General features: G+C 35.9%; 15 protein-coding genes. 14 read left to right on the top strand and 1 reads right to left on the bottom strand.

What is annotated here, in order from left to right; genetic code table 11:
- Positions 1–53: 53 nt before the first annotated feature.
- Entirely contained in the window at positions 54–416 is a 363-nt protein-coding gene (locus tag ACQKM9_RS11265) for a hypothetical protein (protein WP_427734452.1), read from the bottom strand.
- Positions 417–899: 483 nt separating this feature from the next.
- On the opposite strand from ACQKM9_RS11265, the gene ACQKM9_RS11260 reads away from it, so the two are divergent.
- From ACQKM9_RS11260 to ACQKM9_RS11195, 14 genes are all read left to right on the top strand, one after another.
- The gene (locus ACQKM9_RS11260; protein WP_427734451.1) at positions 900–1,031 is read left to right on the top strand and encodes a hypothetical protein; all 132 of its coding nucleotides are present in this window, start codon (positions 900–902) and stop codon (positions 1,029–1,031) included.
- Between the two features lie 167 nt (positions 1,032–1,198).
- Positions 1,199–2,335, top strand: a complete 1,137-nt coding sequence (hemW, locus tag ACQKM9_RS11255; RefSeq protein WP_427734450.1) for a radical SAM family heme chaperone HemW — start codon at positions 1,199–1,201, stop codon at positions 2,333–2,335.
- A gap of 95 nt (positions 2,336–2,430) precedes the next feature.
- Positions 2,431–3,456 (top strand): heat-inducible transcriptional repressor HrcA, encoded by a 1,026-nt coding sequence (hrcA, locus tag ACQKM9_RS11250; protein WP_427734449.1) that lies wholly within the window; start codon positions 2,431–2,433, stop codon positions 3,454–3,456.
- 26 nt (positions 3,457–3,482) lie between these two features.
- Positions 3,483–4,079: a nucleotide exchange factor GrpE gene (grpE, locus tag ACQKM9_RS11245; protein ID WP_427734447.1), complete on the top strand. Its 597-nt coding sequence runs from the start codon at positions 3,483–3,485 to the stop codon at positions 4,077–4,079.
- Positions 4,080–4,126: 47 nt separating this feature from the next.
- A complete protein-coding gene (gene dnaK / locus ACQKM9_RS11240) occupies positions 4,127–5,959 on the top strand; it encodes a molecular chaperone DnaK (RefSeq protein ID WP_427734445.1) in 1,833 nt (610 codons plus the stop codon).
- A gap of 175 nt (positions 5,960–6,134) precedes the next feature.
- The gene (gene dnaJ, locus ACQKM9_RS11235) at positions 6,135–7,262 is read left to right on the top strand and encodes a molecular chaperone DnaJ (RefSeq protein ID WP_427734443.1); all 1,128 of its coding nucleotides are present in this window, start codon (positions 6,135–6,137) and stop codon (positions 7,260–7,262) included.
- Positions 7,263–7,277: 15 nt separating this feature from the next.
- Positions 7,278–8,222 (top strand): 50S ribosomal protein L11 methyltransferase, encoded by a 945-nt coding sequence (prmA, locus tag ACQKM9_RS11230; protein ID WP_427734442.1) that lies wholly within the window; start codon positions 7,278–7,280, stop codon positions 8,220–8,222.
- A gap of 12 nt (positions 8,223–8,234) precedes the next feature.
- Positions 8,235–8,972 carry a 16S rRNA (uracil(1498)-N(3))-methyltransferase gene (locus tag ACQKM9_RS11225; protein ID WP_427734441.1) on the top strand — a complete coding sequence of 246 codons (738 nt, stop codon included), beginning with the start codon at positions 8,235–8,237 and terminating at the stop codon, positions 8,970–8,972.
- Positions 8,973–8,987: 15 nt separating this feature from the next.
- Complete coding sequence (gene mtaB, locus ACQKM9_RS11220; protein ID WP_427734440.1) at positions 8,988–10,325, top strand: tRNA (N(6)-L-threonylcarbamoyladenosine(37)-C(2))-methylthiotransferase MtaB; 1,338 nt, start codon at positions 8,988–8,990, stop codon at positions 10,323–10,325.
- Between the two features lie 288 nt (positions 10,326–10,613).
- On the top strand, positions 10,614–11,417 hold the full coding sequence (locus ACQKM9_RS11215; RefSeq protein ID WP_427734439.1) for an SDR family NAD(P)-dependent oxidoreductase: 804 nt from the start codon (positions 10,614–10,616) through the stop codon (positions 11,415–11,417).
- A gap of 272 nt (positions 11,418–11,689) precedes the next feature.
- Positions 11,690–12,358 (top strand): deoxyribose-phosphate aldolase, encoded by a 669-nt coding sequence (deoC, locus tag ACQKM9_RS11210; protein WP_427734438.1) that lies wholly within the window; start codon positions 11,690–11,692, stop codon positions 12,356–12,358.
- A gap of 121 nt (positions 12,359–12,479) precedes the next feature.
- Entirely contained in the window at positions 12,480–12,653 is a 174-nt protein-coding gene (rpsU, locus tag ACQKM9_RS11205; protein ID WP_004227078.1) for a 30S ribosomal protein S21, read from the top strand.
- Positions 12,654–13,107: 454 nt separating this feature from the next.
- Positions 13,108–13,536, top strand: coding sequence for an RbsD/FucU family protein (locus ACQKM9_RS11200; protein ID WP_427734437.1), 429 nt, complete (start codon positions 13,108–13,110; stop codon positions 13,534–13,536).
- A gap of 11 nt (positions 13,537–13,547) precedes the next feature.
- Positions 13,548–14,309 carry a DeoR/GlpR family DNA-binding transcription regulator gene (locus tag ACQKM9_RS11195; RefSeq protein WP_427734436.1) on the top strand — a complete coding sequence of 254 codons (762 nt, stop codon included), beginning with the start codon at positions 13,548–13,550 and terminating at the stop codon, positions 14,307–14,309.
- Positions 14,310–14,412: the final 103 nt, after the last annotated feature.

Here is a 14,412-nt window from a genome sequence, read left to right as displayed (position 1 = left end):
GTATTAAAAAACCCTCACATTTAATTAGTGTGAGGGTTAAAAATTAGATTATATTATTGTATTTTTTCTATTTGTATTTTAGGGTTTCTGCTTTTGAAAATTGTACTGTTATCAGCAGGTGGATTTACCTTAGCAACGATGACATACCTTCCTTCTAATACAATTAATTCATCATCTTCTTCAACTAAAGAAAAATTATCACTTATCGCTTCATGACCAAATGACCATTTGAAATCATCGTGCCAACTGTCTGTTTGTAGTTTAATAAATTCCGATGTATCCATTTCTTTATTAGAATCTTCTTTCCCTTCCTCTTTAATAATAACTCTCATTCGTTTCCAATTCTTTGCCTCAATCTTTTCACGTAGCACTTTTTCGCTTATTGGTTTTTTACTTTCGTTATTAATGGTATTCATATATATTCATCCTGTCTAATTTGTGTTATGCATTAATTATATCATAAATAATTCCCTCATAATTGTAACGGGTGGTTAAAATAGAACGCTTGTTCTTAGTGATACTTAAAATGGTTAAAGTAAAAGCTTCATTTTAAAGATGAATGAACATAACTAAGCGGATGTGCAATATGGAGATTTCAATTCTCTATATGGCCACCGCTTTTTTTAGTTAAAAGTGAATCTAAGATATTTTTTCTTTAAGAACGATATTAGGTTTAAAAAGGATTTAAAAGGTTAAAATACATAATATGGGAGGGAATTAAGTGTAATCTGGATAAATTTCGACATTATTCGCTAAAAAGTGAGATTTGAGGTATCCAAAATACAAAAGATTTGATAAGCTTAGTAAACACTATATATATAGTGAATTTATTAATTAATTAATGTAAGGAGTGAGTTCAAATCGAATATCGTGATGGAAACGACCGTTTGGATCACTTAATGGCAACGTTAGAAGCTGAACTTTTGGCTTTTGAGGCGCGAGTGGCTCATATGCAAGAGAAATTGAGTGAACTTAAACAAGTAGGACCAAATATACAGCAAGAGCTTATTGAATATAAAAGAGCAGTATAGAGAAGTTACAGTGGGTATTATTATCGCTGTAACTTTTTTTATGTTTAAAAGGGATGTTAATTCCATTGTTTTGCGTTTCAGCATAAATGCTATAGAATGAAGCTACGTGTTTAAAGAGTGAAATTACAAATAAACAGACAATTTTCGACAAGAAAGAAGGGATCAGATTGGCTAGAGGTGTTTATATACACATTCCATTTTGTCATCAAATTTGCAATTATTGCGATTTTAATAAAGTATTTTTCAAAAACCAGCCGGTCGATGAATATATAGAAGCATTAGGGACGGAGATGAAATTATGGTCTGAAGACAAAGAAGCTTTCAGTCATATAGAAACAATATTTTTAGGTGGAGGAACACCAACATCTTTATCACCAGCTCAACTTTCACGACTTCTAACGTTGATCAAAACGTACATTCCAATGGGGCATGTAATAGAATTTACATCGGAGGCAAATCCTGATGAATTAACGAAAGAAAAATTAGAAGTACTTTTTAACGGTGGTGTAAATCGTATAAGTCTTGGTGTACAAGCATTTCAACCAGAGTTATTGAAAAAGCTAGGGCGTACTCATTCCAATGAAGATGTTTTTGAAACGATCAAGGAAGCGAAAAAAGTTGGTTTCAAGAACATCAGTATTGATTTGATGTACGGATTACCTGGTCAAACGATGGAAGAATGGAAAGAAACACTAAAAATTGCTTTTGACTTGAATCTCCCACATTACTCAGCCTATTCGCTTATAGTAGAATCTAAAACGATTTTCTATAACTTAATGAACAAAGGGAAATTGAGTTTGCCGGGTGAAGATAAAGAGGCAGATATGTATGAAGAATTGATGCAGCAAATGGAGTTACACGGATGGAATCAATACGAAATAAGTAATTTCGCCAAAGATGGGCATTCTTCTATTCATAATCGTATTTATTGGGACAATGATGAATACGCTGGTTTTGGAGCAGGAGCTCATGGTTATGTCAATGGTATTCGTTACTCAAATCATGCACCATTAAAAAAATATATCAGTACATTAGAAGTGGGTGAAAAACCCATACTAAAAACGCATGAAGTTACACAAAACGAAAAAATTGAGGAAGAACTTTTTTTAGGTTTACGTAAAACAGCTGGAATTTCGAAAACTCATTTTGAAAAGAAGTTTGGCTGTACGATTGAAAGTGTATATAGTGAAAAACTGCAATTGCTTGTTTCAGCAGGTCTTATTTCAAATGATGAAGAAGCTGTAAAGTTAACGAAAAAAGGACGTTTTGTAGGAAATGAAGTTTTTGAAGAATTTTTACTATAAACACATGCGTTTCCGTTGACATAAAATAATAGATTTGATAAGTTAATTATAGTATTAGCACTCTTCTTTAGTGAGTGCTAACAGAGGTGATGATCATGCTAACAAATCGGCAGTTACAAGTATTGCAAGTAATCGTAGATGACTTCATTATGTCAGCTCAACCAGTTGGCTCTCGACAAATCTCGAAGAAGGAAGGCATTACTTTTAGTCCAGCAACCATTCGTAATGAAATGGCGGATTTAGAAGAACTAGGTTACCTAGAAAAAACGCATACTTCATCGGGACGAGTTCCGTCTGAAAAAGGTTACAGATTTTATGTGGATCACTTGCTAAAACCTCAAATAATTACAACAAATGAGATTCACAAAATCCAATCTGTTTTCCAAGATCGGATTATGGAAACTGAACAAGTCATTCGGAAGTCAGCTACGATTTTATCTGAATTGACGTCTTACACATCTATACTATTAGGACCGGATGTACAGTTGCATAAAGTTAAACGATTTTCAATTGTACCTTTAACAGCTGATTCAGCAGTCGCTATTATCGTTACTGATAATGGACATGTGGAAAATCGCATTTTCTCTTTACCGTCGGATTTTTCCCCGTCGGATATTGAGAAAGTCGTCAATATTTTAAACGAACGACTGATTGGTGTTCCGTTAGTGCAACTACAAATGAAGCTCGAACTTGAAACGGCAGCGGTTATAAAACAACATCTCGGGACGTATGACGGATTACTTTCGTCATTAATAGACGTGACAGCACATCAATCAGAAGGTAAAATCTTCTATGGTGGCAAAACGAATATGTTCAACCAACCTGAGTTTCATGACATAAACAAAGTGCGAATGCTTATGGAACTAATGGAAAAAACTACTCAAATCCAATCCATTTTCCCATTGAACCAATCTGGGATTCAAATCCGTATTGGTTCTGAAAATAATCATTTAGCGATGGAAGATTGCAGTGTTATCACAGCATCTTACTTGGTAGGTGAGGGGCAAAGTGGTTCAATAGCTATTATAGGGCCTACAAGGATGGATTATCGACGTGTCGTTGCATTACTCGACTTTATGAGTGGCGATTTAACGCGCCAACTGACACAAAAACCGAGGTAGAGAGCGACATTATAGGAGGATGAAAAGTGTCTAAATCAAATGAATTTGAGCAAGCAGTAGAAGAAAACACAGTTGTAGAAGAACAACTAAATGAACAAGAAGAAAACGTAGTAGACGCTGACACTGTAGAAGCTGAAGAAGCAACACCTGAACTAACAGTTGAGGAGCAACATCAAGCAGAAATCGCAGCTCTAGAGCAAAAGTTGGGAGAATCAGAAAGTCGTTTCCTTCGATTACGTGCTGACTTTGACAACTTAAAACGTCGCACACAAACTGAACGCATAGCACAAGAAAAGTATCGTGCGCAAAATTTGTTAACGGATTTACTTCCGGTATTAGACAATTTCGAACGAGCTTTACAAGTTGAGGCAACAACGGAAGATGCCGAATCCATGAAAACAGGGATTGAAATGGTATACCGTTCACTAATAGAAGCAACAACAAAAGAAGGCTTAGAACCTGTAGCATCTGAAGGGGAAGCGTTTGATCCAAACATTCACCACGCAGTTATGCAAGAACAAGATGATTCTAAAGAACAAGGAATCGTTTTACAAGAGCTACAAAAGGGGTATAAGTTGAAAGACCGTATACTACGACCAGCGATGGTTAAAGTTAATGAATAAAGTAATATTGAGACGAAAAAATGAATCAAATCTAGGAGGACTATGAAATGAGCAAAATTATCGGTATTGACTTAGGTACTACAAACTCATGTGTATCAGTATTAGAAGGTGGCGAACCAATCGTTATCGCTAACAAAGAAGGCGCACGTACTACACCTTCAGTTGTAGCATTCAAAAACGGCGAACGCCAAGTTGGTGAAGTAGCAAAACGCCAATCAATTACAAACCCAAACACAATCATGTCTATTAAGCGTCATATGGGTACTGACTACAAAGTAAATGTAGAAGGTACAGAATATACTCCTCAACAAGTATCAGCAATGATCTTACAACATTTAAAAGACTTCGCTGAAGACTATTTAGGTGAAAAAGTAACACAAGCTGTAATTACAGTTCCTGCTTACTTCAACGATGCACAACGTCAAGCTACAAAAGACGCTGGTAAAATTGCTGGTCTTGAAGTTGAACGTATTATCAACGAACCAACAGCTGCAGCACTTGCTTACGGCTTAGAAAAAACAGATGTAGATCAAACTGTTTTAGTATTTGACCTTGGTGGTGGTACTTTCGACGTATCAATCCTTGAACTAGGTGATGGAGTATTTGAAGTAAAAGCAACAGCTGGTGATAACGCTCTTGGTGGAGATGACTTTGACCAAAAAATCATCGATTTCTTAGTTGCTGAATTCAAAAAAGAAAACGGTATTGATTTAGCTAAAGATAAAATGGCGTTACAACGTTTAAAAGACGCTGCTGAAAAAGCGAAAAAAGAATTATCAGGAGTAACTACAACTCAAATTTCACTACCATTCATCACTGCAGGTGAAGCTGGTCCATTACACTTAGAAGTTTCTCTATCTCGTGCAAAATTCAATGAAATTACTGCTGACTTAGTAGAACGTACAATGATCCCAACTCGCCAAGCATTAAAAGATGCTGGATTATCTGCTTCAGAAATCGATCAAGTAATCCTTGTTGGTGGTTCAACTCGTATTCCTGCAGTACAAGAAGCAGTGAAAAAAGAAACAGGTAAAGAACCGCATAAAGGTGTAAATCCTGATGAAGTAGTAGCTATGGGTGCTGCAGTACAAGGTGGCGTATTAACTGGTGATGTAAAAGACGTTGTACTTCTTGACGTAACTCCATTATCACTTGGTATCGAAACAATGGGTGGCGTGTTCACTAAATTAATCGATCGTAATACAACAATCCCAACTTCAAAATCACAAACTTTCTCAACAGCTGCAGATAACCAACCTGCTGTAGATATTCACGTATTACAAGGTGAACGTCCAATGGCTGCTGATAACAAAACTTTAGGTCGTTTCCAACTTTCAGATATCCCTGCTGCACCACGTGGCATTCCTCAAATCGAAGTAACATTCGATATTGATAAAAACGGTATCGTAAACGTTAAAGCTAAAGACCTAGGAACTCAAAAAGAACAAACAATTACTATTCAATCTGATAGCTCATTATCTGACGAAGATATCGAACGTATGGTAAAAGAAGCTGAATTACATGCTGAAGAAGATAAAAAACGTAAAGAAGAAGCTGAACTTCGCAATGAAGCAGATCAACTTGTTTTCCAAGTAGATAAAACAATCGCTGACCTTGGTGAACAAATTACTGAAGATGAGAAAAAATCAGTAGAAGATGCTAAAGAAGAGCTAACAAAAGCAATTGAAACTGGCGAAATCGAAGGCATCAAAACTTCTAAAGAAAAATTAGAAGGTATTCTTCAACCACTTGTGATGAAAGTATATGAACAAGCAGCTCAACAACAACAAGCAGCACAAGGCGAACAAGGCCCAACAGCTGATAAGAAAGATGACGGTGTAGTTGATGCAGACTTCACTGAAGTTGACGATAACAAATAATGCTAAAAAATAGAGCGCATCTTTAATGGCGCTTGAATAGTGTATATTAACGTATGCATTGTTGTTTTGAAAGAAGCCAAAGACCGCCTCGGGCTTTGGCTTTTTTCAATGTTTTTTGCCATTTGTTCTTTCCATGTTACAATATATTTTATGCAAACGGAGCGGAGTGTGAAAAATGAATAAACGTGATTATTATGAAGTCTTAGGTCTTCAAAAATCAGCGTCAAAAGACGAAATTAAAAAAGCTTATCGTAAATTATCAAAACAATATCACCCTGACTTGAATAAAGAGGCTGGGGCAGAAGAGAAATTCAAAGAAATTGCTGAAGCATATGAAGTGCTAAGTGATGACCAGAAAAAAGCGCGCTATGACCAGTTCGGACATCAAGATCCAAATCAAGGATTTGGTGGAAGTGGTTTCGGTGGCGGAGATGGCTTCGGTTTCGAAGACATTTTTAGTTCATTCTTTGGCGGTGGTGGCGGAAGCCGTCGTCGTGATCCAAATGCACCAACAAAAGGTGATGATCTACAATATCGCATGACAATTAGTTTTGAAGAAGCGGTATTTGGTAAAGAAACTGAAGTCGAAATCCCCCGTGAAGAAAATTGTGAAACTTGTCATGGATCTGGTGCAAAACCAGGTACATCAAAAGATACATGTTCTCACTGTAATGGCCAAGGTCAGATAAATGAGACAGTTTCAACACCATTTGGCCAAATGGTAAACCGTCGTACATGTGGTTACTGTAAAGGTACTGGTCAAATTATCAAAGATAAATGTTCAACATGTCACGGTGCAGGTACAGTTAAAAAACGCAAAAAAATCAAAGTGACGATTCCAGCAGGTGTTGATGATGGTCAACAATTGCGCGTAAGTGGTCAAGGAGAAGCGGGTACTAACGGTGGGCCAGCAGGTGACTTATACATCGTATTCCATGTTCGTGCAGATGATAAATTTGAACGTGACGGTGATGATATTTATTTAGAATTACCAATTACATTTGCTCAAGCGGCACTTGGTGATGAAATTGAAGTACCAACAGTTCATGGTAAAGTGAAGATGAAGATTCCTACAGGTACTCAATCTGGTGACAGATTCCGCTTAAAAGGAAAAGGTGTTAAAAACGTCCATGGTTATGGTACTGGCGATCAACATGTAATCGTAAGCGTTGTAACGCCGAAGAAATTAACTGAGAAACAAAAACAATTATTGCGCGAATTTGCTAGTATTTCTGGGGATATCCCAGAAGAGCAAGGTAGCACTTTGTTTGATAAAATTAAAAACAAATTTAAAGGTGAATAAGGGAGTTGGCTACAAGTGAAATGGTCGGAGCTATCCATCCATACAACGAGTGAAGCGGTTGAAGCAATTTCGAATATTCTACACGAAGCTGGAGCAAGTGGTGTCGTGATAGAGGATTCAGAGGATTATGGTAAAGAACGTGCAGATCAATTTGGTGAGATTTATGCTTTAAATCCAAAAGATTTTCCTAAGGATGGTGTCATTATAAAAGCTTATTTAGCTGAAACAAGCTTTTTAGGTGAAACTGTTGAAGAAATTAAAGTTGCCATCAATAATCTGGTAAACTATGACATTAATATTGGTCACAACGAAGTGACAATCAATGAAGTGAATGAGGAAGATTGGGCAACTGCATGGAAAAAGTATTATCATCCGGTAAAAATTTCAAACCGTTTCACAATTGTACCAACTTGGGAAGATTATGAACCTGTAAATAGTGATGAGCTAATCATTGAACTTGATCCTGGTATGGCTTTCGGTACTGGAACTCATCCTACAACTGTATTATGTTTACAAGCATTAGAAAAAACAATAAAAGATACGGATTCAGTAGTAGATGTTGGTACTGGATCTGGTGTTTTAGCCATCGGAGCAGCATTACTTGGAGCAAAGCATGTTCATGCACTTGATTTAGATGAAGTAGCGGTACGCTCTGCAATTGAAAATGTTCAGCTAAATAAGGTTGAAGACTCTATTGATGTTATGCAAGGAAATCTTTTAGATACTGTAAAAGAACCTGCTGACGTGGTAGTTGCGAATATCTTAGCTGAAGTAATTATGACTTTCACAGATGATGCCTATACAATTGTAAAACCAGGCGGCCTATTTATTACTTCAGGAATAATTGAACCTAAGAAGGACGATGTCAAAGCATCTCTTGTCAAAGCAGGCTTTATTATTGAAGAAGTAATGATGATGGAAGATTGGGTAGCAATTATTTCACGAAAATCAGCAAATTGATGGAGTGTTACTATGCAACGATATTTTATAAATGAATCCTTTGACAATCAACTGGCCATAATTAGTGGTGAAGATGCGCATCATATAACAAAAGTAATGCGCATGCGTGTAGGCGATGAAATTATTGTAGTTCATAATGGTGAAGCGACAATCAGTCGTATTTTGGACTTTAATGAAGATGGCGTTCATGTAGAAAAAACCGACAATGTAATGCCTTCACCTGAGCTACCTATTAATGTGACGATCGCTTGTGGCTTGCCAAAGGGTGATAAGCTTGATTTAATTGTTCAAAAGTCAACTGAGTTAGGTATGTATGCATTACTTCCTTTTGAAGCGGAACGATCAATCGTCAAATGGGACGGGAAAAAAGGTAAAAAGAAGCAAGAGCGCTTACAGAAAATTGCGAAGGAAGCAGCGGAGCAATCGCATCGTACGCTTATCCCGACAATTGAAGAGCCAGTGAACTTCTCACAATTACTAAAAAAAGTACCGGAATTTGATGCTGTCTTTTTAGCAGATGAAGAGGATGCAAAGAAACTAGAACGAACTCGGTTTGCTGATCAATTAAAAAAAGTGTATGATTATAAGTCAATCCTTGTCATATTTGGTCCTGAAGGCGGTATTTCTCGAAAAGAGGCTACCGCTTTACAAGGATTAGGATGTCAATGTATTTCACTAGGACCAAGAATTTTACGTGCGGAAACGGCACCATTGTATGTTCTTTCCGCAATTTCTTATGAATTTGAATGAAAGAGGTGACGAGCCTTGTCTTCAGTGGCTTTTCATACATTAGGATGTAAAGTGAATCACTATGAAACAGAGGCAATTTGGCAACTGTTTAAAGATGAAGGTTATGAACGCAAAGAATTTGACCATCAGGCTGATGTCTATGTAATTAATACTTGTACAGTTACGAATACAGGAGATAAGAAAAGTCGCCAAGTTATTCGTCGTGCAATAAGACAAAACCCTGATGCCGTTATTTGCGTAACAGGATGTTATGCTCAAACTTCTCCAGCAGAAATTATGGCAATTCCCGGTGTAGATATTGTAGTTGGGACGCAAGACCGTACGAAAATGATTGGCTATATTGAACAATACAAAAATGAACGACAGCCTATCAATGCTGTACGTAACATTATGAAAAACCGAGTATATGAAGAGCTAGACGTTCCTTATTTCACTGACCGCACTCGTGCTTCATTGAAAATCCAAGAGGGATGTAATAACTTCTGTACTTTCTGTATAATCCCATGGGCACGTGGTCTAATGCGTTCTCGTGATCCACAAGAAGTAGTGCATCAAGCACAACAACTTGTAGATGCTGGTTATTTAGAAATTGTTTTAACAGGTATCCACACAGGTGGTTACGGACAAGATTTAAAAGATTATAATCTAGCGCAACTATTACGTGACTTAGAAGAGAATGTAAAAGGCTTAAAACGTTTACGTATTAGTTCGATTGAAGCAAGTCAATTAACCGATGAAGTGATAGAAGTTTTAAGTGATTCTAATATCGTCGTAAATCATTTACATATTCCAATCCAATCGGGCTCTGACACTGTTCTTAAACGAATGCGACGCAAATATACGATGGAATTCTTCGGTGAGCGTTTAGACCGTTTGCGTGAAGTATTACCACATCTAGCAGTTACTTCAGACGTAATAGTCGGTTTTCCTGGTGAGTCGGAAGAAGAATTTATGGAAACATATAACTTCATCAATAATCACAAATTCGCTGAACTGCATGTTTTCCCATACTCTAAACGTACTGGAACACCAGCAGCCCGCATGGAAGATCAGGTAGACGAAGAAGTGAAAAATGAACGTGTACACCGCTTATTAACGCTAAACGATCAACTAGCTAAAGAATATGCTTCTCGATTTGAAAATGAAGTATTAGAAATCATTCCTGAAGAACGCATTAAAGAAGGAAAAGATGCAGGTCTTTACGCTGGTTATTCAGACAACTATTTAAAAGTTATCTTTGAGGGCAATGAAGATATGATCGGCAAACTAGTAAAAGTGAAAGTTACAAAAGCTGGTTACCCGTCCTCTGAAGGTCAATTTGTGCGTGTATTAGAAGAAGTACAAGCAAACTAGATTATATAAATGACTACAAATTGATAAACCTCGAAAACGGAATGTAATTTCGTTTTCGGGGTTTTATTTTTGAGAAAAGTAACTAAATATGAGTCTATCGGTTATTAAACTTTCAAAAGTTGTAAAGTTTTACTAGTGAAAAAAATAATAAACGGATATTGTTTTAACTATTAATATTATAGTGTTAAAATACATAATGTTAGGTTATAATATAACGATAAATTAAGAGTATGATAGGCTTTTGTTAGTACATACTTAAATTTTCGTTTATTACAGGAGGAATTTTTCATGAAACGTGTAGAAGGTAAAGTAGCTCTTATCACAGGTGGAGCATCAGGAATTGGTTTATCAGCAGCAACATTAATGGCTAAAGAAGGCGCAAAAGTAGTTATTGCTGACTTTAATATAGAAGGTGCAAAAGAGCACGCTGCTGCTTTAGTAAAAGAAGGATATGAAGCTTCAGCAGTTTTCCTTGATGCAGGTAATGCAAAATCAGTAGAAGAAGCAGTAGATTTCACTGTTGAGCAATACGGTACAATTACAGTACTATTTAATAATGTTGGTTTAACAAATATTCATAAAGATTTAGATGTTGTTAATATTGACCTTGATGAATGGGATCGATTAGTAAACGTGAACTTAAAATCAGTATTACTTGGTAGCCGTTATGCTATTCCTCATATGCAAAAAGCAGGTGGAGGTTCTATTATTAACACAGCTTCAATGGCTGCATTTGCTAGTGACCAAATCCGTACAGCTTATGGCGCTACTAAAGCGGGCGTTGTTAACATGACTAAATATATTGCAACGCAGTATGGTAAAGATAAAATTCGTTGTAACGCAATTGCACCAGGTCTTATTTTAACTCCAGCCGCAAAGAATAATATGCCAGATGATTTATTAGATATCTATACAAAATATCATGCACTACCATATCACGGCGAAGCAGACGATATCGGTTATGCGGTAGTATACTTAGCTTCTGAGGAATCTAAATTTATGACTGGTCAAACACTTCAAATTGAAGGTGGGCATTATATTGCAAACCCAACAATCGAAGATCAAAACGCTTGGGCAGCTTCACAAAAATAATTTTAACATAGGGGATGTTAAAATAAGTAAGTTGCTTTCTTAACTTATACTAAATTTTAAACGATATAGTATAAAACTGTATTTGTGGAGATAATATATAAATAATAATTAAAAAAGTCATGCCATTTATTGTGATGGCATGACTTTTTTGTAACAAAATAAATTGATTTATAGCAGTTGGCTTATGTATCACATAACAGTGGAAAGAAAACAATAAACCGTGGTAAAATGAAGAGGTACGTACATCTATTAAATAAAAGGAGTTTTCATTCATGACTAAAGACTATGCGTTATTAATTGACCATACATTATTAAAACCTGAAGCGACAAAAGATCAAATTGCAACACTTTGTCAAGAAGCTAAAAAATATGACTTTGCTTCGGTTTGTGTTAATCCAACATGGGTAGCAGATGCAGCAAAACATCTAGAAGGCGCTAAATCAGTTGTTTGTACCGTTATCGGCTTTCCATTAGGAGCTCAAACTAGCGCTACAAAAGCATTTGAAACTAAAGATGCTATTGCAAATGGTGCTAGTGAGATCGACATGGTGATTAATGTAGGTGCTCTTAAATCAGGTCAACTTGATGTTGTTAAATCTGATATTCAAGCTGTTGTTGATGCAGCGAATGGTACTTTAGTAAAAGTTATTATCGAAGCTTGCTTGCTAACAGACGAAGAAAAAATAGTTGCTTGCCAACTATCTAAAGAAGCAGGTGCTGATTTTGTGAAAACTTCTACTGGATTTTCAACTGGTGGAGCAACTGCAGCTGATATAACATTAATGCGCAAAACTGTTGGACCAGAAATGGGTGTAAAGGCTTCGGGTGGTGTTCGCAGTCTGGAAGATCTAGAAGCTATGGTTGAAGCTGGGGCTACTAGAATCGGTGCAAGTTCTGGTGTAAAAATTATGAACGGATTAAAATCAGATTCTGAATATTAATTCGAGCATGAGTATTGACCAATTTGTATCAATAAGGTATAATTTTTTAGTACACAGCATTAACATATTTGCTTATGCTAATGTTCGTATTTGATGTGTGTTCGGAGGGAGGGAAAGAGAGATGTCAAAAACTGTCGTTAGAAAAAACGAATCGCTTGAAGATGCTCTTCGCCGCTTCAAACGTACTGTTTCTAAAAGTGGTACAATTCAAGAGGTTAGAAAACGCGAATTCTATGAAAAACCTAGCGTAAAACGCAAAAAGAAATCAGAAGCTGCACGTAAACGTAAGTGGTAATTTAATTTCCTAGACAATCCCTACGTTCAAAACACGCAACATCATGATTGATTTAAATTGCAAATGACCTAAACCGAGAAATCATTGTGATTTCTCGGTTTATTTTTTGTGCATTTTTTTGAGTTTAATCCTGCTATGTAGTTAGTAAAGTGAAGACATAATCGTGAAAATGGCTGTACACTTTGATTGCTAGTTTAGTGAGGTCCGCTATTAAACTATCTAAATGAGATATACATGCCACAATAGATAACTAGCATTGAGATTCAAATTATTATAATAACAACAAGTAAATAACATTAAGTAAATATATTAAAGGGTCTTGAATGAGTTGTAACTTCATTTAAGACTCTTTTTTGTTAATTTCATATTTTTGTATTTTTTGTTTGAATTGTTTAAAATATTTGGTATTATCAAATAAAACAAAAAAATAAAACATAAACAAAGGAGAAACCACATGTTAAAACATATAAAGTCCTGCATTTCACCCGAACTTTTAAAAGTTCTGATGGAAATGGGGCATAGTGATGAGATTGTCATAGCGGATGGAAATTTTCCCGCAGCCTCGCATAATGAAAAAATTGTGCGATTAGATGGTAATGACATAGCATCCATATTGGAAGGGATATTGTTCTTAATGCCATTGGACACATATGTTGAAAATCCGATTTGTTTGATGATGCATGGTGAAGAAGTTGAACGTCCAGAAATTTGGAAGGAATACGAAGAACTTGTAACAAAAAGTGAGAATGTCTTTAAAGCAGAATATTTATCAAGGGAATCATTTTATGAACGTGCAAAAACAGCGTATGCAATTGTGACTACAAGTGAAAAAGCATTATATGCCAATATCATATTAAAAAAAGGTGTCATTGTTGAAGGATAGGAGTGTTGAATATGTTAGTGCCTGAAAGACATAAAAAAATTGTTCAAATTATTAATGATAAGAAAAACGTAAGAGTAAATGAATTGAGTAAGCTATTTGCTGTAACAGAGGAAACAATTCGCCGAGATTTAGAGAAGCTTGAAGCAAAAAATAAACTTCAGCGGACTCATGGTGGTGCTGTAGCCATGGATGATTCAGATGATGATGAAATTCCATTTAATGATCGTCAAGTATTGAATAGAAATGAGAAAATGGATGTTGCCAAAGTAGCAGTGTCTCTTATTGATGAACAGGATATTATTTTTTTGGATGCAAGTACAACAGCTCTATATTTAGCGAAGTTGCTTCCAAATATGGAACTTACGGTACTTACAAACTCTTTATTAGTTGCAAGTGAATTAGCAAATAGATCCAAAATTCAAGTCATCATGACAGGTGGTACTTTATCGAAAACATCCTTATCATTAGTTGGACCAACAGCTATCCGTTCAATTGAACATTTCTATGTAGATAAAGTGTTTTTTTCATGCAAAGGTTTCCATAAGGACTGGGGCATCAGTGATTCGAATGAGCAACAGGCTAACGTCAAACGAGAGATGATTAAAATGTCCGAGCAAGTCATTTTATTACTCGATTTTTCAAAGATTAATCAAAAATCATTTGCTTATATCGAAGATAAATCAGTGCTGGATTGCTTAATTGTAGATCAAAAAGCAAATGTAGACTATTTGCAATCGATTGTAGATGAACGTACTAGAATAATAATTGGATAAAATGTTTTCTGAATATTCATTATTTTTGTTGATTTAGAATAAAATGTCTCTTATAATCAACATAAACAAAGAAAAACAAATACAAATACAAATAAAAGAGGTG

It is taken from the genome of Viridibacillus sp. NPDC093762 (assembly GCF_050279675.1).
Taxonomy (GTDB): Bacteria; Bacillota; Bacilli; order Bacillales_A; family Planococcaceae; genus Viridibacillus.
The sequence above is the reverse complement of the archived record's forward strand: the minus strand, read 5'-3'. Positions and strand labels throughout refer to the sequence as shown.

Bases quoted from the DNA above. Each gene is read 5' to 3' on its own strand.
- deoC (WP_427734438.1), top strand. From the start codon at position 11,690: ATGACTAAAGACTATGCGTTATTAATTGACCATACATTATTAAAACCT.
- ACQKM9_RS11200 (WP_427734437.1), top strand. From the start codon at position 13,108: ATGTTAAAACATATAAAGTCCTGCATTTCACCCGAACTTTTAAAAGTT.
- ACQKM9_RS11265 (WP_427734452.1), bottom strand. From the start codon at position 416: ATGAATACCATTAATAACGAAAGTAAAAAACCAATAAGCGAAAAAGTG.
- ACQKM9_RS11215 (WP_427734439.1), top strand. From the start codon at position 10,614: ATGAAACGTGTAGAAGGTAAAGTAGCTCTTATCACAGGTGGAGCATCA.
- dnaK (WP_427734445.1), top strand. From the start codon at position 4,127: ATGAGCAAAATTATCGGTATTGACTTAGGTACTACAAACTCATGTGTA.
- rpsU (WP_004227078.1), top strand. From the start codon at position 12,480: ATGTCAAAAACTGTCGTTAGAAAAAACGAATCGCTTGAAGATGCTCTT.
- dnaJ (WP_427734443.1), top strand. From the start codon at position 6,135: ATGAATAAACGTGATTATTATGAAGTCTTAGGTCTTCAAAAATCAGCG.
- hrcA (WP_427734449.1), top strand. From the start codon at position 2,431: ATGCTAACAAATCGGCAGTTACAAGTATTGCAAGTAATCGTAGATGAC.
- ACQKM9_RS11225 (WP_427734441.1), top strand. From the start codon at position 8,235: ATGCAACGATATTTTATAAATGAATCCTTTGACAATCAACTGGCCATA.
- ACQKM9_RS11195 (WP_427734436.1), top strand. From the start codon at position 13,548: ATGTTAGTGCCTGAAAGACATAAAAAAATTGTTCAAATTATTAATGAT.
- ACQKM9_RS11260 (WP_427734451.1), top strand. From the start codon at position 900: ATGGCAACGTTAGAAGCTGAACTTTTGGCTTTTGAGGCGCGAGTGGCT.